21 protein-coding genes, 1 pseudogene and 1 riboswitch are annotated in these 23,200 nt (G+C 66.3%); of the genes and pseudogenes, 9 read left to right on the forward strand and 13 right to left on the reverse strand.

What is annotated here, in order from left to right:
- Positions 1–15: 15 nt before the first annotated feature.
- The 13 genes from QM707_RS15530 to rph form a co-directional block, all read right to left on the reverse strand.
- Positions 16–2,763, reverse strand: a complete 2,748-nt coding sequence (locus QM707_RS15530) for a valine--tRNA ligase (RefSeq protein WP_415002785.1) — start codon at positions 2,761–2,763, stop codon at positions 16–18.
- Positions 2,764–2,909: 146 nt separating this feature from the next.
- On the reverse strand, positions 2,910–3,212 hold the full coding sequence (locus tag QM707_RS15535; protein WP_415002786.1) for a hypothetical protein: 303 nt from the start codon (positions 3,210–3,212) through the stop codon (positions 2,910–2,912).
- Complete coding sequence (pepQ, locus tag QM707_RS15540) at positions 3,209–4,513, reverse strand: Xaa-Pro dipeptidase (protein WP_415002787.1); 1,305 nt, start codon at positions 4,511–4,513, stop codon at positions 3,209–3,211. The genes QM707_RS15535 and pepQ overlap by 4 nt, the downstream gene beginning before the upstream one ends.
- Before the next feature lie 129 nt (positions 4,514–4,642).
- Complete coding sequence (locus QM707_RS15545; RefSeq protein ID WP_415002788.1) at positions 4,643–5,698, reverse strand: FAD:protein FMN transferase; 1,056 nt, start codon at positions 5,696–5,698, stop codon at positions 4,643–4,645.
- A 1-nt stretch (position 5,699) separates the two neighbouring features.
- Positions 5,700–6,047, reverse strand: a complete 348-nt coding sequence (locus QM707_RS15550) for a PilZ domain-containing protein (RefSeq protein ID WP_415002789.1) — start codon at positions 6,045–6,047, stop codon at positions 5,700–5,702.
- Positions 6,044–8,476 carry a DUF1631 domain-containing protein gene (locus QM707_RS15555; protein ID WP_415002790.1) on the reverse strand — a complete coding sequence of 811 codons (2,433 nt, stop codon included), beginning with the start codon at positions 8,474–8,476 and terminating at the stop codon, positions 6,044–6,046. The genes QM707_RS15550 and QM707_RS15555 overlap by 4 nt, the downstream gene beginning before the upstream one ends.
- A gap of 130 nt (positions 8,477–8,606) precedes the next feature.
- Positions 8,607–10,427 (reverse strand): TonB-dependent receptor domain-containing protein, encoded by a 1,821-nt coding sequence (locus tag QM707_RS15560; protein WP_415002791.1) that lies wholly within the window; start codon positions 10,425–10,427, stop codon positions 8,607–8,609.
- 104 nt (positions 10,428–10,531) lie between these two features.
- Positions 10,532–10,706, reverse strand: a riboswitch (cobalamin riboswitch).
- Positions 10,707–10,742: 36 nt separating this feature from the next.
- Positions 10,743–10,928, reverse strand: coding sequence for a CPXCG motif-containing cysteine-rich protein (locus QM707_RS15565; protein ID WP_415002792.1), 186 nt, complete (start codon positions 10,926–10,928; stop codon positions 10,743–10,745).
- A gap of 49 nt (positions 10,929–10,977) precedes the next feature.
- On the reverse strand, positions 10,978–12,132 hold the full coding sequence (gene hemW, locus QM707_RS15570) for a radical SAM family heme chaperone HemW (protein WP_415002793.1): 1,155 nt from the start codon (positions 12,130–12,132) through the stop codon (positions 10,978–10,980).
- The gene (locus QM707_RS15575) at positions 12,126–12,428 is read right to left on the reverse strand and encodes an antibiotic biosynthesis monooxygenase family protein (RefSeq protein ID WP_415002794.1); all 303 of its coding nucleotides are present in this window, start codon (positions 12,426–12,428) and stop codon (positions 12,126–12,128) included. The genes hemW and QM707_RS15575 overlap by 7 nt, the downstream gene beginning before the upstream one ends.
- On the reverse strand, positions 12,425–13,021 hold the full coding sequence (rdgB, locus tag QM707_RS15580; RefSeq protein WP_415002795.1) for an RdgB/HAM1 family non-canonical purine NTP pyrophosphatase: 597 nt from the start codon (positions 13,019–13,021) through the stop codon (positions 12,425–12,427). The genes QM707_RS15575 and rdgB overlap by 4 nt, the downstream gene beginning before the upstream one ends.
- Complete coding sequence (locus tag QM707_RS15585; protein ID WP_415002796.1) at positions 13,018–13,410, reverse strand: VOC family protein; 393 nt, start codon at positions 13,408–13,410, stop codon at positions 13,018–13,020. Before QM707_RS15585 ends, rdgB begins: the two co-directional genes overlap by 4 nt.
- Positions 13,407–14,135, reverse strand: a complete 729-nt coding sequence (gene rph, locus QM707_RS15590) for a ribonuclease PH (protein WP_415002797.1) — start codon at positions 14,133–14,135, stop codon at positions 13,407–13,409. Before rph ends, QM707_RS15585 begins: the two co-directional genes overlap by 4 nt.
- Positions 14,136–14,204: 69 nt before the next feature.
- Here rph and QM707_RS15595 point away from each other — a divergent pair, with 69 nt between their 5' ends.
- The 9 genes and pseudogenes from QM707_RS15595 to QM707_RS15635 all read left to right on the forward strand — a co-directional run.
- Complete coding sequence (locus QM707_RS15595; protein ID WP_415002798.1) at positions 14,205–15,068, forward strand: YicC/YloC family endoribonuclease; 864 nt, start codon at positions 14,205–14,207, stop codon at positions 15,066–15,068.
- A gap of 60 nt (positions 15,069–15,128) precedes the next feature.
- Positions 15,129–15,740 carry a guanylate kinase gene (gene gmk / locus QM707_RS15600; RefSeq protein ID WP_415002799.1) on the forward strand — a complete coding sequence of 204 codons (612 nt, stop codon included), beginning with the start codon at positions 15,129–15,131 and terminating at the stop codon, positions 15,738–15,740.
- A 110-nt stretch (positions 15,741–15,850) separates the two neighbouring features.
- Positions 15,851–16,147, forward strand: coding sequence for a DNA-directed RNA polymerase subunit omega (gene rpoZ, locus QM707_RS15605; RefSeq protein WP_415002800.1), 297 nt, complete (start codon positions 15,851–15,853; stop codon positions 16,145–16,147).
- 116 nt (positions 16,148–16,263) lie between these two features.
- On the forward strand, positions 16,264–18,438 hold the full coding sequence (locus tag QM707_RS15610) for a RelA/SpoT family protein (RefSeq protein WP_415002801.1): 2,175 nt from the start codon (positions 16,264–16,266) through the stop codon (positions 18,436–18,438).
- 65 nt (positions 18,439–18,503) lie between these two features.
- Complete coding sequence (locus tag QM707_RS15615) at positions 18,504–18,887, forward strand: RidA family protein (protein WP_415002802.1); 384 nt, start codon at positions 18,504–18,506, stop codon at positions 18,885–18,887.
- The gene (recG, locus tag QM707_RS15620) at positions 18,888–21,005 is read left to right on the forward strand and encodes an ATP-dependent DNA helicase RecG (RefSeq protein ID WP_415002803.1); all 2,118 of its coding nucleotides are present in this window, start codon (positions 18,888–18,890) and stop codon (positions 21,003–21,005) included.
- Between the two features lie 22 nt (positions 21,006–21,027).
- A complete protein-coding gene (locus QM707_RS15625; protein WP_415002804.1) occupies positions 21,028–21,960 on the forward strand; it encodes a nucleoside hydrolase in 933 nt (310 codons plus the stop codon).
- Positions 21,961–22,038: 78 nt separating this feature from the next.
- Entirely contained in the window at positions 22,039–22,281 is a 243-nt protein-coding gene (locus QM707_RS15630) for a type B 50S ribosomal protein L31 (protein ID WP_415000204.1), read from the forward strand.
- Between the two features lie 237 nt (positions 22,282–22,518).
- A pseudogene (locus QM707_RS15635) lies at positions 22,519–23,200 on the forward strand (citrate/2-methylcitrate synthase); the annotation flags it as partial.

Genomic DNA, 23,200 nt, shown 5'->3' on the forward strand with positions numbered 1-23,200 from the left:
CCGCGGCGCAAGCCGTCAGAGCCGCTGGCGCTGTTCGCTCAGTGCCGCGAGCTGGCGCGACCAGTCGGCCAGTCGCGTGCGTTCCTGCTCGACCACCGCCGGCGGCACGTTGCTGCCGAACTTCGCCAGTTTCGCTTCGCTCTTCTCGCGCTCGCCGGAAACCTTCGCGATCTCCTTGTCGAGTCGAGCACGTTCGGCATCGAGATCGACGAGGCCTGCGAGCGGCACGAACAACTGGAGGTCGCCGACCACGGCCGGTGCGGCGGCCGGCGGTTGACCGTCGAGTGCGGTGACCGATTCGAGCTTCAGCAGGAAGGCGAGCTGCGAAGAGAACTTCGCGAGGCGGGCGACGTCCGCTGCGTCGCCGCGATACAGCAGCGCGATTTGTTTCGCCGGCGAAATTCCCAAGGAGCTGCGGATGCTGCGCACGGCCGAAACCACGGATTTCAGCCATTCGATGTCGGCCTCGGCGGTGGCGTAGTCGTTGGCCAGTGCCTCTGGTTCCGGATACGTCTGCTGACTGATGCTGCCGGACAAGCCGAGCTTGGCTGCGACGTGCTGCCATATTTCTTCGGTGACGAAGGGGATCAGCGGATGCAGCAGTCGCAACAGGTTCTCCAGCACGTACAGCAGGGTGTGGCGCGTGCTGTCGGCCGCGGCCTTATCGTCTCCGCTCAAGGCCGGCTTGGCCAGTTCGAGGAACCAGTCGCAGACCTCGTTCCAGGCGAATTCGTACAGCGCCTGGCAGGCCAGGTCGAAGCGGTAAGCGGCGAACTGCGCCTGCACTTCGGCGCTGACGCGCGCCAGGCGCGCCAGGATCCAACGCTCGGCGTCGGTACGGGGCTGCGGCGCACCGCTGGCGCTGAAACCTTCGCAGTTCATCAGGGCGAAACGCGCGGCGTTCCACAGCTTGTTGCAGAAATTCTTGTAGCCCTCGGCGCGGTTCAGGTCGAACTTGATGTCGCGACCGTGCGTGGCCAGCGAAGCGAAAGTGAAGCGCAGGGCGTCGGCGCCGAAGGCCGGAATGCCGTTCGGGAATTCCTTACGCGTGGCCTTTTCGATCTTTTCCGCCATCTGCGGCTGCATCAGCCCAGACGTGCGTTTGGCGATGAGGTCGGCGAGCGCGATGCCATCGATGATGTCGATCGGGTCGAGGATATTGCCCTTGGCCTTGGACATCTTGTTGCCTTCGTGATCGCGCACGAGGCCGGTGATGTAGACGTCCTTGAACGGCACGCGGCCGGTGAAATGGTCGGTCATCATGATCATCCGGGCGACCCAGAAGAAGATGATGTCGAAACCGGTCACCAGCACCGAGGTCGGCAGGCGCTTGTCGTAATCGCGCGCGGCCATTTCGGGCTCGTCCGGCCAACCCAAGGTGCTGTGCGACCACAGGGCCGACGAGAACCAGGTTTCGAGCACGTCGTGATCGCGCGTCAGGGCGATGTCGGCGCCGAGGCCGTGCTTCGCGCGCACTTCGGCCTCGTCGCGGCCGACGTAGGTCTTGCCGTTGGCGTCGTACCAAGCCGGGATGCGATGGCCCCACCAGAGCTGGCGCGAAATGCACCAGTCCTGGATGTTGCCCAACCAGTGGCGATAGGTATTGATCCAATTTTCCGGCACGAAGCGCACATCGCCCTTCTCGACGAGATCGAGGCCGCGCTGGGCCAGGCCGTCCATCTTCACGAACCACTGGTACGTGAGATACGGCTCGATCACCTGACCGGTGCGATCGCCGCGCGGCACCTGCAGCTTGTGCTTCTTTTCTTCGACCAGCAGGCCGGCGGTTTCGAGGTCGGCAAGCACGGCCTTGCGCGCGGCGTAGCGATCCAGGTCGCGGTATTTTTCCGGCGCATTCTCGTTCACCGCCGCATCCGGCGTGAAGATGTTGATCATCGGCAGCGAATGGCGCTGGCCGACCGCATAGTCGTTGAAGTCGTGCGCCGGCGTGACCTTCACGACGCCGGTGCCGAACTCGCGGTCGACGTAGTCGTCGGCGATGATCGGGATTTCGCGATCGCAGAGCGGCAGGCGCACGGTCTTGCCGATCAGGCGCGCGTAACGTTCGTCTTCCGGATGCACCATCACGGCCGTGTCGCCGAGCATCGTTTCCGGGCGCGTCGTCGCCACGACCAGCGAACCGCTGCCTTCGGCGAGCGGATAGGAGATCGACCAGAGCTTGCCGTCTTCCTCTTCGCTGACCACTTCGAGGTCGGAGATGGCCGTCTTCAGCACCGGATCCCAGTTCACCAGGCGTTGGCCGCGATAGATCAGGCCCTGCTCGAACAGCTGCACGAAGGTCTCGACCACGGCCTGCGAAGGCATCGGATCCATCGTGAACACCGTGCGCGACCAGTCGCCGGACGAACCGAGCCGGCGCATCTGCCGCTCGATCGTATCGCCCGATTCCTTCTTCCACTCCCAGACTTTCTCGATGAACTTCTCGCGGCCGAGCGAATCGCGCGTCTCGCCCTTGCCTTCGCGAGCAAGGTTTCGGCCGACCACCATTTCCGTCGCGATGCCGGCATGGTCGGTGCCGACCTGCCAGAGCGTGTCGAAGCCGCGCATGCGGTGGTATCGGATCAGCGCGTCCATCAACGTGTGCTGGAACGCATGGCCCATGTGCAGGGTACCGGTGACATTCGGCGGCGGCAGCATGATCGTGTAGGCCGGTCCCTGGCCGGACGGCTTGAAGCAGCCGTTCTCCTCCCAATGGCGGTACCACTTGGTCTCGAAGGCGGAGGGTTCGAAGCTTTTGTCCATGGTCGGGCAGGGCTCAAAGACGGCGCGCCCGGCGCGGGGCCGGGCGGCGAAAACCAAAAGATGGCGTAAAGCCTAGCAAATCAGGGGCTTGGAGGCGAGTCGGCAAGGCCGCACAGCCCCGCCCCGGCGTCTGTCCGAGACTGCGGTCAGGAACCGACGATGTCCGGGCTCATCATCATCATCACGGGCAGCGACGCGAGACGGGCAAGCGCGACCGCGACGACGATGTCGGGGAACAGCCGGTCGTTGATGCGCCAGTAAAGCAAGCCGACCGTCGCTCCGGCGGACAGGACCGGACCGACCAGCGGAATGAAATAGAGCGCCACCGAGGGTACTACCGCGATCGGGATGTCCGGCCATTCGAACTTCGTGCCGAACAGCTTCAGGATGCCTGGTATCAGCAAGGACCAGACGACAAGGAAGATCATTGCGATCTTGAACGTGCTCATTGGTTCAGCTCCGCGAAGGCGTCGCGCGTCAGGTTCTCCGGTGCGCCGCTCGTGCAATGCACTTCGTCCTCGATGCGCACACCGCCGAACGCGGTCAGGTGTTCGACCTTGCGCCAGTCCACCGACTTGGCTTGCGGGCTGGCCTTCAGTTTCGCCAGCAAGCTCGGAATGAAATACAGCCCGGGCTCGATCGTCACCACCATGCCCGGTTCGAGCGTGCGCGTCATGCGCAGGTAGGGATGGCCGTTCGGGCGCGGAATGAGATTGCCGTCGACATCGCTGAAGCCGGCGACATCATGCACCTGCAAGCCGATGGGATGGCCGAGACCGTGCGGGAAGAAGATCGAGGTGACGCCGGTTTCGAGCATGCTGCCAGGGTCCATCGCGACGATGCCCAGCGCTTGCAGCGCAGTGCCGAGGCGCAGATGGCATTCGAGGTGCAGCTCGCGGTAGTCGAGGCCGGCGCGAACTTTTCCGGCGAGCGCGAGCTGTTCGTTTTCCACCGCCGCGATCAGGTCGGCGAATGCGCCATCGCCATTGCCCCAGGTGCGGGTGATGTCCGAGGCGTAGCCGTCGACTTCAGCGCCGGCATCGATCAGCAGGGCACGGTGTTCCGCCGGGACCTGGTCGCTCTTGTACTGGTAGTGCAGGGTGGCGCCGTTCTGGTTCAGCGCAACGATGTTGTTGTACGGCACGTCGTTGTCGGTGTGGCCGGCGGCCGCCAGATAAGCGGCGTTGATGCCGGCCTCCGAGGCGCCGGCGCGGAAAGCCTCGCGCGCGGCCAGATGCCCGCGCACCGCCTTGCGTTGCGCGCGGCGCATCAGCCCCAGCTCGTAGGGCGTCTTGTAGGCGCGGTGATAGTGCAGGTAGTCGAGCAGCACTTTCGGATTGTTCGGCTCGAAACCCGGCAGGGCGCCATCGGCTTCGCCGAGGATCGCCCGACGACCGCTCGCGGGCAGATGCTGGCCGGCATCGGCCGGATCGGCGATCACGCGCACGTCGAAATGCTCCACCCATTCGCCGGACGGCGCGGTGGGCGGCACGTGCCAGTAATCGTCCGGCTGATAGTAGGCGAGCACGGGCTTGTTGCCGGGCGTGTACGCGATCCAGCAATGCGGGTGCCGTGTCAGCGGCAGCCAGTGCTTGAACGGCGCATTAGGCTTGAACGGATAGGGCATGTCGTCGAGATAGCGGTACTTCTCGATGCCCGAGGCGATCAGCAGGTGGTCGTGGCCGCTGCGTGCCAGCGCTTCGTCGGCACGCGCCATGACGTTGGAAAGATGTTCGCGGTAGGCGCTCAAGGCGAAGGTCCGGCGAGGCGAGGCTGACATTGTGCCGCAGGATGCAGGTTGATGGTGCGTGGTTTGTGGTTGGCAGTGGAAGCGGTATCCGCTCTTACCATCAACCACTCACCACGAACCACCAACCTGTTACCGCGGGCTGCAGTCCGGTCCCAGGTCCAGCGGCTCGCCCAGTGCGATCGGTTCGCGCACGAACTGCATGCGTTTGCGCAGGGCCGAGGTGATCAGCAGCTCGTTTTCTTCCGTGACCATCAGGGCGCAGCCCAGTTTCATCTGTCGTACGATCCGCTCGAAGCTGGCGGGGCCACCGACCATCAACGCGGTGGAGGCGGCGTCGGCGAGCACCGGATCGCGATTCAGCACGGCCGCAGCCGCCGCGCCACGGGCAGGCATGCCGGTGCGCGGGTCGAGGATATGTCCCCAGCGCGCGCCGTCCGTGCCCTGGCGAAACTTGTTGTAGTTGCCGGAGTTGTAGAAGGCCTCGCCATCGCCGAGTTCGACCGAGCCAAGCGCGCCGCCGTACGGATCCTTCATGCCGACCTGCCAGGGTTCGCCATCGCCATCGCCCAGCGCGTAGACATCGCCGCCCATGCCGATCAGCGCATGCCGGATGCCGCGCTGGCGGAAGCGCTGCGCGACTTCTTCCGATGCCATGCCTTCGGCGATCGCATTGAAGTCCAGCTGCAGGCTGCGGTTGGCCGTGCGCAGCCGATTGCCGTCCACGCGCAACTGCGACAGACGCGGCGGTTGCGCGCGCCAGGCTTCGATCTGCGCCAGCGTCGGCGGCGGCGTGCGCACGGGGAATTCCGATGTATGGAAACCCCAGAGCTCGACCAGCCCGCCCACGGCGGGATCGAACAGGCCATCGCTGCCGCGCACGAGCGGTTCGGCGCGTTCGAGCATGACGAGGATAGAAGGCGGCGCGGGCACGGTTTGCCCGTTGCGCAGCGCGGCATTGATGCGTGTCAGGTCGGAAGCTTCCCAGGCGTGCCATTCGCGCTCTCGCAGGTTGAGCAGGCGGGAAGCATCGGCGATCGCCAGCATCGCCTGGTCGCGCGGGCTGCCGCGGATCTCGATATCGGTATCGCTGCCGAAAACCTGCAGGCGTTCCCGGACGGCATCGCCATGGCGTTCGCAAGCGGCCAGGAGGATGGCCGCAAGGACCAGCGTCAGGCGTCGGCCCACCTCAGACGTACTGGCTGCCGGGCGCCTCGACCCAATTGCGGATCAGCTCCGCATCGCCGGGCGCGAGATCGATGAAGCGGAAGCCGGACCAGACCTGGCCGGGCGCGGCCGCTTCGTCCGACCAGAGTTCGTGCGCGCCGACGTCGAGCACGCGATCCCCGCCTTCTTCCAGCGGCAGCCGAAGGCGCAATTGGTAGAGGGCATCGTTGACGGGCGGACTCTGCAGGATCAGCAACATGCCGGTTTCGGAAAGATTGCTGAGTCGACCGATCACCTGTTCGGTCATCGTGTCGAGCACGTCGACGTGCTGGCTGGCCTTGCGGCGCTTGGCGCGGCGGTAGTCGTTCATGTGGTCGCACCTTCAGGGGTCTGGCCGGCGAAGGAACGCAGCGCATTCAGTACGCTGTTCCAGGCGCGATCGATCAGCGAGCCCTTCTCCTCGTCGATCACGCGCAACTGGCCCTGCGCAAGTTGCCGGGCCAGGCTTTCCAGGGTGAAGTCGCCGATGCGCTGTCCACGATGGTTCACGAACAGGACGTGGCCGGTCACGGTACTGAACCAGGACAGGCGTCGCTTGACCTTGTCGCCCTGCTGGTTGGTGGTGAACTCGAACCAGCTGCCGAACGGCACGTGCTTGAGTCGCTCGAGATGCTTCTGCTCCTCCGGCGTCAGGGGAACCTTGCTGTCCTGCGCCGCCTGCATGTCTTCGCCGAGGCGCGCGCGCGCCTTCATGCGCATCGTCAATTCGGTACGGCTGGCCGAGTCGGCTTCGCTGCCCGATTGCGGCTGCACCAGTCGTTGGGCGATCACGCTGGCTTCGTCGCCCTGATAACCGACCTGCGACAGGGCATGCTCGACTTCCTGCTGCAGCGTGCCTGCGGTGTCGCGGAACTTGGCCTGTTCGGCGCCGGTGGCGCGGGAAATCTGGATGAGTTGTTCGGCGACCTGCAACTGGTGTTTCCAGTCGCCGGAGTCCTCGCCATGGCGCAACGCGGTCAGGGCCATGACGTCGGTCCAGGCCTGGCTCAGCAAGGTGTGGGTAAAGCGGGGCAGGTTCTGCTGCTTGAGCAGGCCCTCGACCGCTCGCGAGGCGCGTTCGCGCGCCAGCGCCAGCTTCTCCTTGCCGCGGGCCGCTTCGACATGCCGGCGTTCGGCCACCTCGGCCTTGCGCGCCTGCGTCTGCAAGTGCGAGCTCAGGTCGCTGAGCAGGGTGCTGAACAGGCTGATGTCGCCGGTGAAGTCGTGGTTGGTGCGGTCCACGACCGACGTGAGCTTCTCGATCAAACCGGTATCGACGTCGTCTTCGGCCAGCCAGAAGCTGCCCGTTTCGGCGATGGTGTTGAGCATCTGACGTGCGGGATGCATCTGTCGGGTGAAAAACCCCTTGTCCTGCAGCGCCACGCGCAGCAAGGGCACCTGCAGCTTGGACAGCAACATCGAGGCCGGGCTGTTCGGGCGCACGTCCTTCATCAGGCTCTCGAACAGCATGCCGATGAGATCGATCGTGTCGTTGTCTTCTTCGGCCAGGGCAGGCGCCGCATCGCCGGGCACCGCCTGGCGCAGCTTGGCCAACATGTCCTGCTTCAGGTGCGCCAGCGTGCGCTCGGTGGTCTTGCCCTTGACCTGCATTGTGCCGATCGGCTGGCCCTGCAATTGGCTCAAGACTTGTTGCAGCTGGTCGTTGCCGACGATCTGGACGAAGTCCTGCGAGTTCCCCTTGGTTCTCTCGGGCACCAGTTTGTCGAGCAGCTGCCGGCGCGCGCCGAGCAACTGCCGCATCAACATGAAGGATTCGTCGGTGCCGGCAGCCGGGTTGGCCGAAAGCAGAGCGGCCGTCGCCGCGGCTTGCGCCTGTTGCACGTTCGGCGACGGTTCGCGGGACGGGGCGGCACCGGCCTGTCCCGGACGCGAATCGGCGCTGGGGAAAGCCGGTGCCGTGCGCGGTGCCGAGTGATGCGCATGCAGCGGCGCATCGCCGCCGAGGCCTAGAGACTCGCTTTCCTCGATCACGTTGCGCGGTCGCGGCTTCGCCGGCTCGGCGACCCGCTCGGCGGCCGGTGCCGAGCCTGCCGGTCGCAGGCGCACCGGTACGTACTGCAGGTGCGGCAGGACGCCGTTGCGCGCGAGATAGGTGTTCACCGCGTCGACCAGGCTTCCGTACAAGGGCACCACCTGCCGCTCGAAAGTGCGGATGAACATCATCCGGTGCTCTTCGATCAGCTCGAGGCCATCCACCGCGGAGCGAAGCATCCGGCAAATGGCCTGCGGACCGATCGGCAGGGATTCGGCATCCAGCGCCGGACGACCCGCCAGTACGCCGAAGCGCTGGCCGAGCAGGTAAAGGGGCAGGCTGTTGCGGAGTTCGGCGCGGTTGGAGATCTCGGTCAGAACGCTGACCTCGTCCATGTCGAGGTTGTCGACCAACGACAATTCGAGCGAACGTCCTTTCACCGGCTGCAGTCCGCGCGCGGCGGCGCCGTCGCGGATGGTGGCGAGTTCGGCCTCCATCGCGATCAGGAAGCGCGGGATGACGTCGGGCCGGTTCCGCTTCACCAGACGCTGCGCATCAAGCCAGCGCGTCTGCACCTGGTTGCTGCGCGCTTGTTCGGCGAACTTGAACAGCTGCTGCTCGTATTCGTTCAGCGATGAGGTGAGCCCGCGCTCGATTTCGCCCGAGCAATATTCCAGGATCCCTTCGAGCAGGTCGCGCACGCGGCGCGGCAAGGGACGGCTCGCCAGGGTAGGCGGGACGTGAGACTGGCTGCCCGGGCTGGCCATGCGGCGCTCCTGGTGGATCCCCTAGGGGATTCTAGACGCAAGGCAGGCATACTGCACGATGATGTGACGGAGCGCACAGCGGTGGGGACGGCGCCGTTCCCGGCCCCGTCCCACCCGCCTTCCGGGCGGCTTATTCGCCCTGCCAGCGCACGCGCAACAGGCCGCTGCGGCCCGGGGTGTTGTAACCATCGACCAGGACGTAATCGCGATCGCCCAGGTTCTCGATGCGGACTTCCAGGTGCCAGTGGCTCGCCAGTGTCCAGGCCGCGCGCAGGTCGAAGCGGGAATAGCCGGGCAGCATCGCGCCGAAGTCCGGTCGCGGACCAACGGCGGCGGCGTCCAGGCCCAGTGAGAAGCCGTTGTCGAAACGATAGTCCGCACCGACGTTCAACTTCCGCTTGGGACGGCGCAGCAGGGCGGTGTCGTTGCCCAGGTCGCGTGCGTCCTGCCAGGTGGCATTGGCGTCGAGCGAGAAGGCGCCGCGCCGCCAGCCGTACTGCAGTTCCGCGCCGTGTACGCGGGCGCGGTTGATGTTGATGTATTCGACGAAGCCGGCATCGAGTTCGATCAGGTCGCGGATGCGGTTGCGGAACAGCGACAGGCCGAGCTGATGTCCGTTCGCCGGCGTCCAGTCGAGGCCGAGCTCTTGGTTGGTCGAATATTCGGGGCGCAGATCGGCGTTGCCGCGGCAGCAGCCGTAGACGTTCGGGAAATACAGGTCGTTGAGCGTGGGCGCATGGAAACCCTGGCCCCAGCCCGCGCGTAGGCGCAGCGTTTCGCCGATACGTAGGCCCCAGGCCGCGTTGCCGGTCGTCGCGCCGCCGAACTGGCTGTTGTCGTCGTGGCGCAGGCTCAGATTGAGAGTGTGCGCGCCGAACTCGCCGATATACGCGGCGAACAGTCCGAGGTTGTCGCGTTCTTCATCGAAGAATTCGCCATACCAATCCACCTTCGATTCGCCGGTTTCGCGGCTCCAGTTCAGGCCGGCCTGCAGCGATTGGCCTTCGGCGATCCGGAACTGGTGCAGCCAGTCGAGCGACATGCGGCGATTGTGGAAATCGGTGATGCCGAAGGAATCGGTGCGGATGTCCTCCGTGCTCAGGCCGGCGTTGAGCTGGTGCGACCAGTTCTGCCGCAGGTCGCCCTGCAGGCTCACGCCGAGCTGGCGCGTCAGCACATCCGACACGCCGGTGTCGAATTCGACGAAGGCGTCGGCGACCAGGGCGCTGGCGGAAAAACGCTGAGTGCCGATGTCGCCGACGAGGCGGAAGTTGCCGTGCGTGTTGCGATAGCCGTCGCGATCGGGGTCGTAGCTGACGGAAGCCGGGTTGGCGGCGGAAAAGCCGTCGAGTTGATCGTGTCCGAAGGCGGCGCCGAAGCGCAGGCGATCGCTGCCGATGGCGAAGCCGGCATCGGCGCCGCGGCGACCCTCGCTGCCGCCGCGCAGTTCTATGAAGGAGCCGCGCGGGTCGCGGGTGAATATCTGGATCACGCCGCCGATCGCGTCCGAACCCCACAGGGCCGCGCGCGGACCGCGCACGATCTCGATGCGCTCGATCTGCGACAGGGGAAGGTGCGCGAAATCGAACAGGCCTTGCACGACGGAATTGACCCGCAGGCCGTCGATCAGCACGAGCGTGTGCTTGGAATTGCTGCCGCGCATGAACACCGTGTTGGCGCTGCCCGGGCCACCGGTACGGACGACGTCGATGCCCGCCTGGCGCGCAAGCAGGTCGGACAGGTCGGGCGACTGGCTGCGTTCGATATCGGCGCGGTCGATCACCGTGACCGACGCCAGCGTTTCTTCGACCGGCTGTTCGATGCGGTTGGCGGTGACCTGCACGGTGCCGATGTCCTTCGGCGCTTCGGATTCCGAAGCGGCCGAGGCCAGGGCGGGAAGGGAAAGAAGGATCGCTGCCGACAAGGCAGAACGGGACAACAGGAATTTCATGACGACTCCGGAAACGCACACCCGCGGTTGAAAGGGGCGCGTCGCGATTGCATCGGAGTACGGCGGCCGCGAACGGGCAACGTCGTGCCCCGTCGCCCACCGCAACGTGCCTGCAAACCCGAGGCCGGTCTCCGGGCTGGCCAGCGAAGCCGCGAGGCTTCCATCCTTCGCCTTCCCGGGCGGACCCAGTGGCGTTCGAAGGACTTGTCTGGCTTACCGTTGCGGGGGCAGCGCCGGATTCACACCGGCTTCCCGAGCACCTGGGGCGGGCGCAGTGTAGTGCAAGCGCGCCGCGCTCGCATGTGCCGGCGCGGCCTATTCGTCGCGGTCGGCGTCCAAGCCCTCGAACTCGCCGTCGGCGCCGGTCTGCAGGTGCAAGCGGATCGGACGGCAACAGACCGGGCAATCCTCGATGTAGTCGCCATCGCCGCCGGAGGCATCGGCCAGGGTTTCGAAACGCTCGCCGCAGAATGGGCAGCGCAACCGCACCGATTCGAGCATGACGCGACTCCTGTTTCGCCGATCGGAAGCACCGATCAGGACGTTCGATTCAATCGCGCAGGAAAAGTTGCATGACGTCGTTGGCGAAACGGCGACCGAGCTCGGTCGGGCGCACCTGGTCGCCGTCGGCTTCGAGCCATCCGCGCAACGTGGCGTGTTGCAGTTCCTTGCCGATGGTGGCGCGCGGCAATCCGGTACGCGATTCGAAATCGCTCAGCGAGAATCCTTCGACGAGCCGCAGCGCGTTGAGCATGTAGTCGAAGGCACGGTTGTTCACGGCGATCGGGTCGTCGCCGCCGATGCGTCCGGGGCCGCGTGCTTGCGCGAGATAGTCGCGCGGGTTCTTCAGCTTCCAGCGGCGCAATATCTCGCCGGTCGCGCCGGAGGAAATCTTGCCGTGCGCACCGGCACCAATGCCCAGGTAGTCGCCGAAGCGCCAGTAGTTCAGGTTGTGCGCGCATTGCCGGTCCGGGCGCGCGTACGCCGAGATTTCGTATTGCGCGTAACCTGCGCCAGCCATCGCATCGATGCAGCGCTCCTGCATGTCCCACGATGCGTCTTCGTCGGGAATGCCTTGCGGGGGACGAGCGGCGAATACCGTATTGGGTTCCAGGGTGAGCTGGTAATGCGACAGATGCGCAGACTGCAGCGCGATCGCACGTTCGACATCGTGTAGCGCCATCGCCAGCGATTGCCCGGGCAGGGCGTACATCAGGTCCAGGTTGAGATTGTCGAGGCCGGCATCCTGGGCCAGCTTCACCGCGCGCTCGGCTTCCGTCGAATCGTGGATGCGGCCGAGCCGCTGCAGGCAGTGATCGTCGAAACTCTGGATGCCGAAACTGATCCTGTTCACGCCGGCGGCGAGATAGCCCTCGAAACGCCCGTGTTCGGCCGTGCCGGGATTGCATTCCATGGTGACTTCCGCGCCTGGCGCGAAGCGCAGTCGCGCCGCGCAAGCCGACAGGATCTCGCCGATGGCGCCTGGCGGGAACAGGCTGGGCGTGCCGCCGCCGAAGAAGACGCTGTGCACGGTACGGCCCCAGACCAGGGGCAGGTCCTGCTCGAGGTCGGCGACGAGCGCGGCGATGTACTCGTCGACGGGAATGTTTTCCGGCTGCTGGTGCGAATTGAAATCGCAGTACGGGCATTTGCGCACGCACCACGGGATGTGGATGTAGAGCGAAAGCGGGGGAGGAATCAGCATGTCGCGTCGTAGCGCCCGATGCGGCGTTCGCTGGCGGTCAAGGCATCGCCTTGCGCGTCGAGCTCGGCGTAACTCGACGCGGCGACAGCCAGGAAAGCATCGTAGTCGGAAGCGGTAAGCCAGCGATCAATCGTCAGATAGCGTCCTGTCGCCGGGTCTTTCAGCAATTCGGTGCCGAGATATCCGGCGTATTGGCGGAACAATGCCGCCCAGCCGCCTTCCGGCCCGTAAAGGGTCTCGAAGGCCGCTTCGGCGCCAGCGCGCACTTCGTACTCCCAGATGGCCAGGTGATTCACGTCAGTGCGACTCGCAGCCTGTCGCGCAAGGCCGCCAAGGCTCTACCGCGATGGCTGACACGGTTCTTCAGGTCCGGCGGCATCTCGCCGGCGCCAAGCCCCAACACCGGATCGAAGAACACCGGGTCGTAGCCATGCCCGCCATCGCCGCGCGGCGCGTCGAGGATGCGACCCTCCCACAGGCCTTCGGCGATCAAGGGCTGGGGATCGTCGGCATGGCGCAGCATGACGATCAGGGAATAGAAGCGCGCACCGCGGCGGGCTTCCGGTACATCGCGCAGCTCGTGCAGAAGTTTGCGGATATTGCCCGCGGCATCGCCATGCACGCCGGCATAGTGCGCGCTGATCAGGCCCGGCGCGCCACCGAGCGCATCGACGATCAGGCCCGAGTCGTCCGCCAAGGCCGGTAAGCCGGTGCATCGCGCCGCGTGACGGGCCTTGATCAACGCGTTCTCGACAAAGCTGTGGCCATCCTCGATCGCATCGGCCACGCCGAGTTCGCTCTGGGCGATCAGTTCGTGCCCGAGGTCGGCGAGCAGCGGACGCATCTCCGCCAGCTTGCCGCGGTTCGAGGTCGCCAGCACCAGCTTCATGCGCGTCGTTCGATCAGGTCCCAGCGATTGCCGTAGCGGTCTTCGAAGACGACGACCTTGCCGTAGGCCTCGTCGCGCGGCGCTTCGACGAAACGCACGCCGCGCGCCGTCATCGCCGCATGGTCGCGGTCGAAATCGTCGGTGTGCAGGAAAAAGCCGACGCGGCCGCCGGTCTGATCGCCGATGCGCTCGGACTGGCGCGGCGTGCTCGCGCGCGCCAGCAGCAGGGCGCATTGCGAGTTCGCCGACGGCGCGACCAGGACCCAGCGCTTGCCGCCGCCGAGGTCTTCGTCCTGGAGCAGGAGGAAGCCGAGGTCCTGCGTGTAGTGCGCGATCGCCGTGTCGTAGTCGTCGACCAGCAGAGCGATCTGGGCCAGGTGCCGGTTCATCGGCCCAGCGCTTCGCGTTGCGCGGCGACCAGTTCGGCGATGCCTTTTTCGGCGAGGCCGAGCAGGGCATCCATTTCGTCGCGACGGAAGGCATGGCCTTCGGCCGTGCCCTGCACCTCGATGAAACCGCCACCGTCGTTCATCACGACATTCATGTCGGTATCGCAATCGGAGTCCTCGGCGTAGTCGAGGTCCAGCACCGGCACGCCGCGATGGATGCCGACCGAGACGGCCGCCACGCCGCCGAAGACCGGGTCGCGCGTCAGGTCGCCGCGCGCGCGCAGCGCCGACACCGCATCGCAGAGTGCGACATAGGCGCCGGTGATCGCCGCCGTGCGCGTACCGCCGTCGGCCTGGATGACGTCGCAGTCGAGCGTGATCGTGCGTTCGCCCAGCGCCTTGCGGTCGACGCAGGCGCGCAGCGCGCGGCCGATCAGGCGCTGGATCTCCAGCGTGCGACCGCCTTGCTTGCCGCTGGCGGCTTCGCGGTTCATGCGTTCGTGCGTGGAGCGCGGCAGCATGCCGTATTCGGCCGTCACCCAACCCTCGCCCTTGCCGCGCAGGAAACCGGGTACCTTGTTCTCGACGCTGGCAGTGCACAACACGCGGGTGTCGCCGAACGAGATCAGCACCGAGCCCTCCGCGTGCTTGGTGAACTGGCGTTCGATGCGCACCGGGCGCATCTGGTCGGCCGCGCGGCCGCTGGGCCTGGAAAGGTTGCTCATGCGCACGAATCCGGTAAAACCTGGGCCGGGTAGATTACCATCCGGGTCCATCCCGAATCCGAGGCACGCATGATCCGCAGCATGACCGCCTTCGCCGCCGGCGAGCGCGCCGCCACAGGCGGCAGCCTCAGTTGCGAACTGCGCGCGGTCAACCATCGTTATCTCGAGCTGTCGGTGCGCCTGCCGGAAGAGTTGCGCACGATCGAGTCCGTCCTGCGCGAGCGGGTCGCGGCGAAGATCTCCCGCGGCAAGGTCGATCTCGGCATCCGTTACCGACCGGCGGCCGCTTCGGCGGGCGAGCTGAAGGTCAACGAGCGCCTGCTCGCGCAGCTGGCCGAGCTCGGCCAGGCGACGGCTAACAGGTTCCCTTCGCTGCAGGTGAACCTGACCCAGCTTCTGCAGTTCCCGGGCGTGCTCGAAGTCGCCGAGCTCGACCAGGCCGGCCTGCAGGCCGAAGCCCTGGCCCTGTTCGATGCGACGGCGACCGAGTTCGTGGCGGCGCGGGCGCGCGAGGGCGAAAAACTCGCCGTCGTGATGCGCGAGCGCCTGGACGGCATCGAACGCATCGTCGCCCAGGTCCGCCAGTGGTTGCCGGACATCCGCGCGGCCCTGCGCGCCAAGCTCGAGAACAAGCTGGCCGACCTGAAATTGCCGCTGGAGCCGGGCCGGCTCGAGCAGGAGGTCGTGCTGAACCTGCAGAAGATCGACGTGGACGAGGAACTCGACCGGCTGACCAGCCACATCGCCGAAGCGCGGCGCGTGCTGGCCCTGCCGGAAGCGGTGGGGCGCCGTCTGGATTTCCTGATGCAGGAGTTCAATCGCGAAGCCAATACGCTTGGCTCGAAATCGGTGGATTCGCGCACCACCCAGTCGGCGGTGGAACTGAAGGTGCTGATCGAACAACTGCGCGAGCAGGTGCAGAACCTCGAATAGTCGTCGAAGATCGGGCCTCGGCGCGTGCCGTGCCGAAAACCAGGCCCCGGAGAAGTGGACATGCGTGGAACCCTTTACATCGTGGCGGCGCCTTCCGGAGCGGGGAAATCCAGCCTGGTCAATGCCGTGCTGGCGAAGGAGCCGGGCATCGCGCTGTCCATCTCGTTCACCTCGCGCGCCCCGCGGCCGGGCGAGCGCCATGCCCAGCACTACCATTTCGTCAGCAAGGACGAGTTCGAGCGCATGGTCGCGGCCGGCGACTTCTTCGAGTACGCGCTGGTGCACGGCGACTACAAGGGCACGGCCAAGCAATCGGTCGAGCCGCAGCTCGCCGCCGGCAAGGACGTCTTGCTGGAAATCGACTGGCAGGGCGCCCGCCAGGTGCGGGACAAGATGCCGGACGCGGTCAGCGTCTTCATCCTGCCGCCGTCCACCGGCACGCTGGAGCAGCGCATGCGCAACCGCGGCCAGGACTCGGAAGAGACCATCGCCCGGCGCCTGGCGGCCGCGCGCGAGGAGATGTCGCATTACGGCGAGTTCGACTATGTGATCGTGAACGAGCACTTCGACGCGGCAGCGGCCGAGCTGCGCGCGATCTTCGTCGCACAGCGCCTGCGCCAATCGGCCCAGGCCGAACGCCATGCCGGGCTGATCCGAACCCTCCTGGGCTGAACGCGACCGGTTTGGCATGGGGTCCGGGACTCGCGTATAATGCGCGGTTCTACGTAACTCGTTGATTTTGCGGGGTTGGCCGAACGCCGACCTTGCCCTGGAGAGTCCGCATGGCCCGTATCACCGTGGAAGATTGCCTTGACGTCGTCGATAACCGCTTCGAGCTGGTCCTGATGGCGTCCAAGCGCGCCCGCCAGCTGGCCAAGGGCGTCGAGGCCACGCTGGACAACAGCGAACACGAGGACAAGCCGACCGTGCTTGCGCTGCGCGAGATCGCCGCCCGCACGATCGACCAGTCCCTGATCGACCAGGTCGAGAAGGCCGAGCGCGAGCGTCGCGAACGCGAAGCCCTGGAATGGGCCGCCGCCGAAGTCGTGGACGAAGACCTGTCGAAGGGCGACGACTGAGAAATCGGTATTCGTTTCGAAGAAAACGGCCCTGCGGGGTCGTTTTTCGTTTAGCGGGGTGCGTTCATCCCGCCCCGTGGATTGAAGGCCCGCTGCGGGCCGCGTAGGCTCGGTCCATGACCCGCCTGCAGAAAAACACCGTCGATCCGGCCCTCGCGCCTTGTCCGGACCCCTGTCCGGACGCCGTGCGCGAGCTGGAAACACGGCTGGCGGATTATCTGAATCCCGAACAGGTTGCCCGCGTGCGCCGTGCCTACGAGGTCGGTGCCGCTGCCCACCACGGCCAGACGCGCAAGTCGGGCGAGCCGTACATCACCCATCCGATCGCCGTCGCCGCCATCCTCGGCGAGTTGCGCATGGACGCGGAGACGCTGTGCGCCGCGATCCTGCACGACACGCTGGAAGACACCCAGCTGCCGCGTGCCGACATCGTCGCCGAGTTCGGCACGGCCGTGGCGGAGCTCGTCGACGGCGTCACCAAGCTCGACCGCATCCAGTTCCGCGACAAGCAGGAAGCGATGGCGGAAAGCTTCCGCAAGATGATGCTGGCGATGTCGCGCGACCTGCGCGTGATCCTGATCAAGCTCGCCGACCGCCTGCACAACATGCGCACGCTCGACTCGATGAGCCCGGAATCGCGTCGGCGAATCGCCCGCGAGACGCTGGAAATCTATGCGCCCATCGCGCAGCGACTCGGCATGAACCGGATTAAGGCCGAGCTGCAGGACCTCGGTTTCCGTGCGCTGCATCCGCTGCGCCACCGTGTGCTGGCCAAGCACATCGCCAGCCAGCCGGTGATCCGGCGCGAGGCGATGGCGACGATCGAGGCGCAGATCGCGCATCGCCTGGCGCAGGAGGGCACGCCGTTCCGCCTGGTCGGTCGCGTCAAGGCGCCGTGGAGCATCTACCAGAAGATGCGGCAGGAGAACAAAAGCCTCGACCAAGTGATGGACGTGTTCGGGTTTCGCCTGATCGTGCAGAAGGTGATGCAGTGCTATGTCGGGCTCGGCGCCGTGCATTCCCTGTTCAAGCCGCTCGATGCGCGCTTCCGCGATTTCATCGCCATCCCGAAGGCGAACGGTTACCAGAGCCTGCATACCGTCTTGTTCAGTCCTTACGGTTCGCCGATCGAAGTGCAGATCCGTACCGAGGAGATGGACCTGATCGCCGAACGCGGCATTGCCGCGCACTGGCTGTACAAGAACATCGGCGAAGGCATGAACAATGCCCAGATCCGCGCCCAGGACTGGGTGCGCAGCCTGATGGACAGTCAGACGCAGGCCGGCTCTTCGGCCGAGTTCCTCGAGAACGTGAAGGTCGACCTGTTCCCGGACGAGGTCTATCTGTTCACGCCGAAGGGCGACATCTTCGCCCTGCCGCGCAACGCCACCGCGCTCGACTACGCCTATTCCGTGCACACCGACATCGGCAACCACGCGGTGGCCGCGCGCGTCGACAAGCGCCTGGTGCCCTTGCGCACCAAGCTCGCCAGCGGCCAGACGGTCGAGATCATCACCGCGCCGTCGGCGACGCCGAGCCCGCAATGGCTGGAGTTCGTGGTTTCGAGCAAGGCGCGCACGGCGATCCGCCACCACCTTAAGCGCCTCGAGCACGAAGACGCGGTGGATCTGGGCCATCGCATGCTCGACCGCGCGCTGGAGATGCGCGACAGCTCGCTCGACCGCATCCCGACCGGCCGCCTCGACCAGTTCCTGAGCGAACACCGCTACCGGCGACTGGAGGAGCTGCTCGCCGACATCGCGCTGGGCAACCGCATGCCGGCGCAGGTCGCGCAGCAGCTGGTGCACGACAGCCAGGAACTGCCGCTGCGCAACGAATCCATGGTGACCGGCGAGCAGATCCTGATCACCGGCACCGAGCGCGGCGTCCTGACTTTCGCCGGCTGCTGCTATCCCATTCCCGGCGACGCCATCATGGGTTACATCACGGCGGGCAAAGGCGTGGTGGTGCATCGCGAGGACTGCCCGAATACGGTCGAGTACCGCAAGCACCCCGAGCGTTGCGTGCCGATGGCCTGGGACCGCTACGTCGAAGGCGACTACCGCGCCGCCCTGCACATCGAGGTGGACAACAAGCCCGGCGTGCTGGCGCAGGTGGCGGCGGCCGTCGCCGAAAGCGATTCCAACATCGATTCGGTCGAATACCGCGAACGCGATCTGCGCGTTTCGGTGATGGAATTCGGCATCGAAGTACGCAATCGCAAGCACCTGGCCGACGTGATCCGCCGCGTGCGGCGGCTGGGCGTCGTGCACGCGGTTGAGCGCAAGTAGCGGCGCACTGGTCCGCGACCGGCGGGCCTCCTACAATCGGCCGCATCCCGCGCATCGAGAACGCCATGCCCCGCCAGCCCATCGCGACAGACCAGGCGCCCGCCGCCATCGGCCCGTATTCGCAAGCCGTGCGCAGCGGGCGGCAGGTTTTCCTTTCCGGCCAGATTCCGCTGGATCCAGCGACCGGCCAGCTCGTCGAAGGCGACATCTCCGCGCAGACGCGTCGCGTCTTCGAGAACATCAAGGCCGTTTGCACCGCTGCCGGCGGATCGCTCGACGACATCGCGCGCATCGGCATCTACCTCACCGACCTCGGCGACTTCGCCGCGGTCAACGCCGTGATGGCCGAGGTTTTCTCCGCGCCCTATCCGGCCCGCTCCACGATCCAGGTGTCCGCCCTGCCGCGCAATGCGCAGGTCGAGATCGACGCCATCCTGTCCTTCGACTGAGTGACCCGCACCGCGTCCGCATCCACCGAGGCATCGTTGTCGCCCGCAGGCGAAGCCGCGGTCGGCATCCTGCCCGGCGTCGGGCCGGCGCTGGCGGAAAAGTTGGCGGCGCGCGGATTGTCGAGCCTGCAGGACCTTTGGCTGCATCTCCCGCTGCGTTACGAAGATCGCACGCGCATCGTCGCGATCCGCGAGCTTCGTCCGGGACCCGCTGCGCAGGTGGAGGGGCGGGTGAGCGCGGTGGAACGCGGTTTTCGCTATCGCCCCTCGTTGCGCGTGGCCATCGACGACGACTCGAAAGCGACGCTGACGCTGCGCTTCTTCCATTTCAATCGCAGCCAAGCGGCGCAGTTCCTGCCGGGCCGACGCGTGCGCTGTTACGGCGAGGCGCGCCCCGGCGCGCACGGCTTGGAAATGGTGCATCCGAGCTATCGGTTCCTCGGCGAAAACGACGAAGGCGCCCTGCGCGATTCGCTGGACCCCGTGTATCCGGCCGTGGAGGGCATCGGCCCGCAATCGCTGGCCAAGATCATCGCCGAGGCCTTGCGCCGCCTGCCTTCCGCCGAGGCGCTGGAATTGCTGCCCGCCGCCCTGCGCGAACCGATGGGGCTGCCCTCGTTGCGCGATGCCTTGCTCATGGCGCATCGCCCTCCGCCGGATGCCGACGTGGCCCTGTTCACCAGTGGCCTGCACCCTGCCCAGCAACGCCTCGCGATGGAAGAGCTGCTGGCGCATCACTTGAGCCTTCGCCGCCAGCGCATCGCGTTGCGCGCGCATGGCGCCCGATCGTTGCAGGGTGCGGGCGAACTCGGCCAGGCTTTGCGGCGGCACCTGCCGTATTCGCTGACCGGCGCGCAGGAGCGCGTCTACCGGGAGGTCTTGCAGGACCTTGCCCAGAACGAACCGATGCTGCGCCTGGTGCAGGGCGATGTCGGCAGCGGCAAGACCGTCGTCGCGGCGCTGGCCGCGCTCAAGGCGGTGGACGCGGGCAAGCAGGCGGCGTTGATGGCGCCGACCGAACTACTCGCCGAACAGCACTTGGCGAATTTCCGCACCTGGCTTGAGCCGCTCGGCGTGCGCGTGGTGTGGCTGGCGGGGAAGGTTTCCGGCAAGGCGAGGGCGGCGGTATTGGCCGATATCGCTTCGGGCGCCGCCCAGGTCGTGATCGGCACGCACGCGTTGATGCAGGAGGGCGTGGCATTCAGCGATCTCGCACTCGCCATCGTGGACGAGCAGCATCGTTTTGGCGTTCACCAGCGCCTGGCCCTCAGCGACAAGGGGAGCGACGGCGGACGCGTTCCGCACCAGCTGGTGATGACGGCGACGCCGATCCCGCGCACGTTGGCCATGTCGGCCTACGCCGATCTCGATGTTTCGGTCATCGACGAAATGCCGCCCGGGCGCACGCCGGTGACGACGGTCGTGGTCAGCGCCGAACGCAGAGGCGAGGTGGTCGATCGCATCCGCGCTGCCTGCGCCGAAGGGCGGCAGGTGTACTGGGTGTGCCCGTTGATCGAAGACAGCGAACAGGTCGAGGCGCAGGCTGCGCAATCCACGTTCGAGGCGCTGCGATTGGCCCTTCCCGAACTGCGCATCGGCTTGTTGCACGGGCGACTGAAGCCGGTGGAGAAGCAGGCGACGATGCAGCGCTTCAAGGCCGGCGAACTGCAGCTGCTGGTGGCGACGACGGTGATCGAAGTGGGCGTGGACGTTCCGAACGCGAGCCTGATGCTGATCGAGAACGCCGAACGTCTGGGCCTGGCGCAGTTGCACCAGTTGCGCGGTCGCGTCGGGCGCGGCGCGCAGGCTTCGAGTTGCGTGCTGCTGTACAAGCCGCCGTTGTCGGGCATGGCGCGCGAACGCCTGGAAGTGATGCGTGCGACCAACGACGGCTTCGTCATCGCCGAAAAGGACCTGGAACTCCGCGGGCCGGGCGAACTGCTCGGCACGCGCCAGACCGGCATCGCCGGATTCCGCGTCGCCGACCTGGCGCGCGACGCCGCCCTGTTGCCGCAGGTGCAACGTGCGGCGCAAACCCTGCTCGACGAGCATCCGCAGCTCGCCGAACGCATCGTCGAACGTTGGGTGGGCGGTGCCGCCCGCTTCGCCGGCGCCTGAGCGGACAAGACCTGGAGAACCCGTGAACGAGAAGATTCCCCTGCTGATCGATACCGACCCCGGCGTGGACGATGCGCTGGCCCTGCTGATGGCTTTCGACGACCCTCGCCATCGCGTCGTCGGTCTGAGCATCGCTGCCGGCAATGTCGGCCTGCGTCACACCGTCGCCAACGCGCTGAAGCTTTGCGAAGTGGCCGGCGTCGACGTGCCGGTCTTCGCCGGCTGCCCGGTGCCGTTGGTGCACGAGGCCGAAGATGCCGCCTATGTGCATGGTCTGGACGGCTTCGGCGATACCGGTTACGCGCCGGCGGCGAAGCGGGCGGAATCGGAACACGCCGCGATGGCGATCATCCGGTTGGCGCGCGAGCATTCCGGGAAGCTGCTGCTGGTCGCCCTGGGGCCACTGACCAATCTCGCGCTGGCCGTGCGCCTGGACCCCGAACTGCCCGAACACGTCGGGCGCTTGGTGATCATGGGCGGCGCGGTGACCGGGCAGGGCAACACTTCGGTGCCGGCGGAGTTCAACATCGGTTTCGACCCCGAAGCGGCGGCAGTCGTTTTCCGCGCCTTCCCGCAATTCGACCTGGCGGACTGGGAAGCGGTGCTGCGGCACGGCTTCCTGCACACCGATTTCGCCGCCTGGCTGACCGGTGGCGACCATCGCGCCCGGTTCTACGACAGCATTTCGCTGAAGACGCGGGCCTGGTCCGAAGGCAAGCGCGGCCTGCACTGGCATTCGGCCGACGCCCTGGCCATGGCCGTCGCATTGGCGCCGGAGGGCATTGCCCAGGCCGAAACACGGCACGTCGCCATCGAAACCGAGGGCAGGCTGTCGCGCGGGGCCACCGTCGTGGATTGGGCCGGGCGAAATGACCAGGCCGCCAATGCCCGCATCGCCCTGAGCTACGACCAGGCCGCGTTCGAGGCCAGGATCCGTGGGGCCCTGGGCGCCTGAGTCGCCGGGCGGCTTGCGCGCAGGCCCGTACGCCCGCTAGAATGGTCGTCTTTCCCTAAAGATTCCCGGGCCTTTCCCATGAAAGCCGATATCCATCCGAACTACCGCGACGTCGTGTTCCAGGACGTCACCGCCAGCTTCGCCATCCTGACCCGCTCCACGCTGGCCAGCAAGGAAACCGTGAAGTGGGAAGACGGCAAGGAATATCCGCTGATCAAGGTGGAAATTTCCTCGGCTTCGCACCCGTTCTACACGGGCAAGCAGAAGGTCGTCGACACCGGCGGCCGCGTCGACAAGTTCCGCAAGCGCTACGCGAAGTAATCGCCGCGGGGCGACCCGCACGCCAGCGCAGCAGCGACGGCCGCCTCGGCGGCCGTCGTCGTTTCTGCGCGCCGCGTCGGACTTCCGGCGATTTCTAGACTCACTCGCCTAAAGCTCCTATGCGATAATTGCCGCTTGGCTGCGGCCTTCCGGCCCAGCGACTGGACGATTCCAGCGGCGCCGCCAGCCGGCCCGCCCGATTGCAAGGAGCCTGCCGTGACTGCGAACAAGAGCGTGATGTTGAACGCCGGCGATAAGAACGTCGATCTGCCCGTCAACAGTGGCACCCTCGGCCCGCCGTGCATCGACATCGGCAAGCTCTACAAGGAAACCGGGCAGTTCACCTACGACCCCGGCTTCATGTCGACGGCCAGCTGCCGTAGCGCCATCACCTACATCGATGGCGATGCCGGCGTGCTGATGTACCGCGGCTATCCGATCGAGCAGTTGGCCAAGCAGTCCAGCTTCCTCGAAGTCAGCTACTTGCTGATGAACGACGAACTGCCGAACAAGGACGAGTTCGCCAAGTTCGAGCACGAAGTCACGCATCACACGATGATGCACGAGGCGTTCCGCACCTTCCTGTACGGCTTCCGCCACGACGCGCATCCGATGGCGATGATGACCGGCATGCTCGGTTCGTGGCCGCCTTCTATCACGGCGACCTGAACCTGGAAGACCCGGAGCAGCGGCGTCTCGCGGCGATCCGCCTGCTGGCCAAGGTGCCGACGATCGCGGCGGCCTGCCATCGTTATTCGATCGGGTGGCCGATCCGTGATCCGTGCAACAGCCTCGAATACGTCGACCGCTTCCTGCACATGATGTTCGAAGTGCCGAGCGAGCCGCTCGAGCTGAACCCCTCTGTCCCCAGCCGCCAAGGCGCTCGATCTGTTGTTCATCCTGCATGCCGACCACGAAC

Origin of the sequence: Arenimonas sp., assembly GCF_047602345.1 — a bacterium.
In the GTDB taxonomy this organism is placed as follows: domain Bacteria; phylum Pseudomonadota; class Gammaproteobacteria; order Xanthomonadales; family Xanthomonadaceae; genus Arenimonas.

Coding starts and splice junctions, on each gene's coding strand:
- QM707_RS15615 (WP_415002802.1), top strand. CDS start 18,504: ATGCCCCGCCAGCCCATCGCGACAGACCAGGCGCCCGCCGCCATCGGC.
- rdgB (WP_415002795.1), bottom strand. CDS start 13,021: ATGAAGCTGGTGCTGGCGACCTCGAACCGCGGCAAGCTGGCGGAGATG.
- QM707_RS15535 (WP_415002786.1), bottom strand. CDS start 3,212: ATGAGCACGTTCAAGATCGCAATGATCTTCCTTGTCGTCTGGTCCTTG.
- QM707_RS15550 (WP_415002789.1), bottom strand. CDS start 6,047: ATGAACGACTACCGCCGCGCCAAGCGCCGCAAGGCCAGCCAGCACGTC.
- QM707_RS15560 (WP_415002791.1), bottom strand. CDS start 10,427: ATGAAATTCCTGTTGTCCCGTTCTGCCTTGTCGGCAGCGATCCTTCTT.
- QM707_RS15595 (WP_415002798.1), top strand. CDS start 14,205: ATGATCCGCAGCATGACCGCCTTCGCCGCCGGCGAGCGCGCCGCCACA.
- gmk (WP_415002799.1), top strand. CDS start 15,129: ATGCGTGGAACCCTTTACATCGTGGCGGCGCCTTCCGGAGCGGGGAAA.
- QM707_RS15555 (WP_415002790.1), bottom strand. CDS start 8,476: ATGGCCAGCCCGGGCAGCCAGTCTCACGTCCCGCCTACCCTGGCGAGC.
- rpoZ (WP_415002800.1), top strand. CDS start 15,851: ATGGCCCGTATCACCGTGGAAGATTGCCTTGACGTCGTCGATAACCGC.
- QM707_RS15585 (WP_415002796.1), bottom strand. CDS start 13,410: ATGAACCGGCACCTGGCCCAGATCGCTCTGCTGGTCGACGACTACGAC.
- QM707_RS15565 (WP_415002792.1), bottom strand. CDS start 10,928: ATGCTCGAATCGGTGCGGTTGCGCTGCCCATTCTGCGGCGAGCGTTTC.
- hemW (WP_415002793.1), bottom strand. CDS start 12,132: ATGCTGATTCCTCCCCCGCTTTCGCTCTACATCCACATCCCGTGGTGC.
- QM707_RS15530 (WP_415002785.1), bottom strand. CDS start 2,763: ATGGACAAAAGCTTCGAACCCTCCGCCTTCGAGACCAAGTGGTACCGC.
- QM707_RS15610 (WP_415002801.1), top strand. CDS start 16,264: ATGACCCGCCTGCAGAAAAACACCGTCGATCCGGCCCTCGCGCCTTGT.
- rph (WP_415002797.1), bottom strand. CDS start 14,135: ATGAGCAACCTTTCCAGGCCCAGCGGCCGCGCGGCCGACCAGATGCGC.
- QM707_RS15630 (WP_415000204.1), top strand. CDS start 22,039: ATGAAAGCCGATATCCATCCGAACTACCGCGACGTCGTGTTCCAGGAC.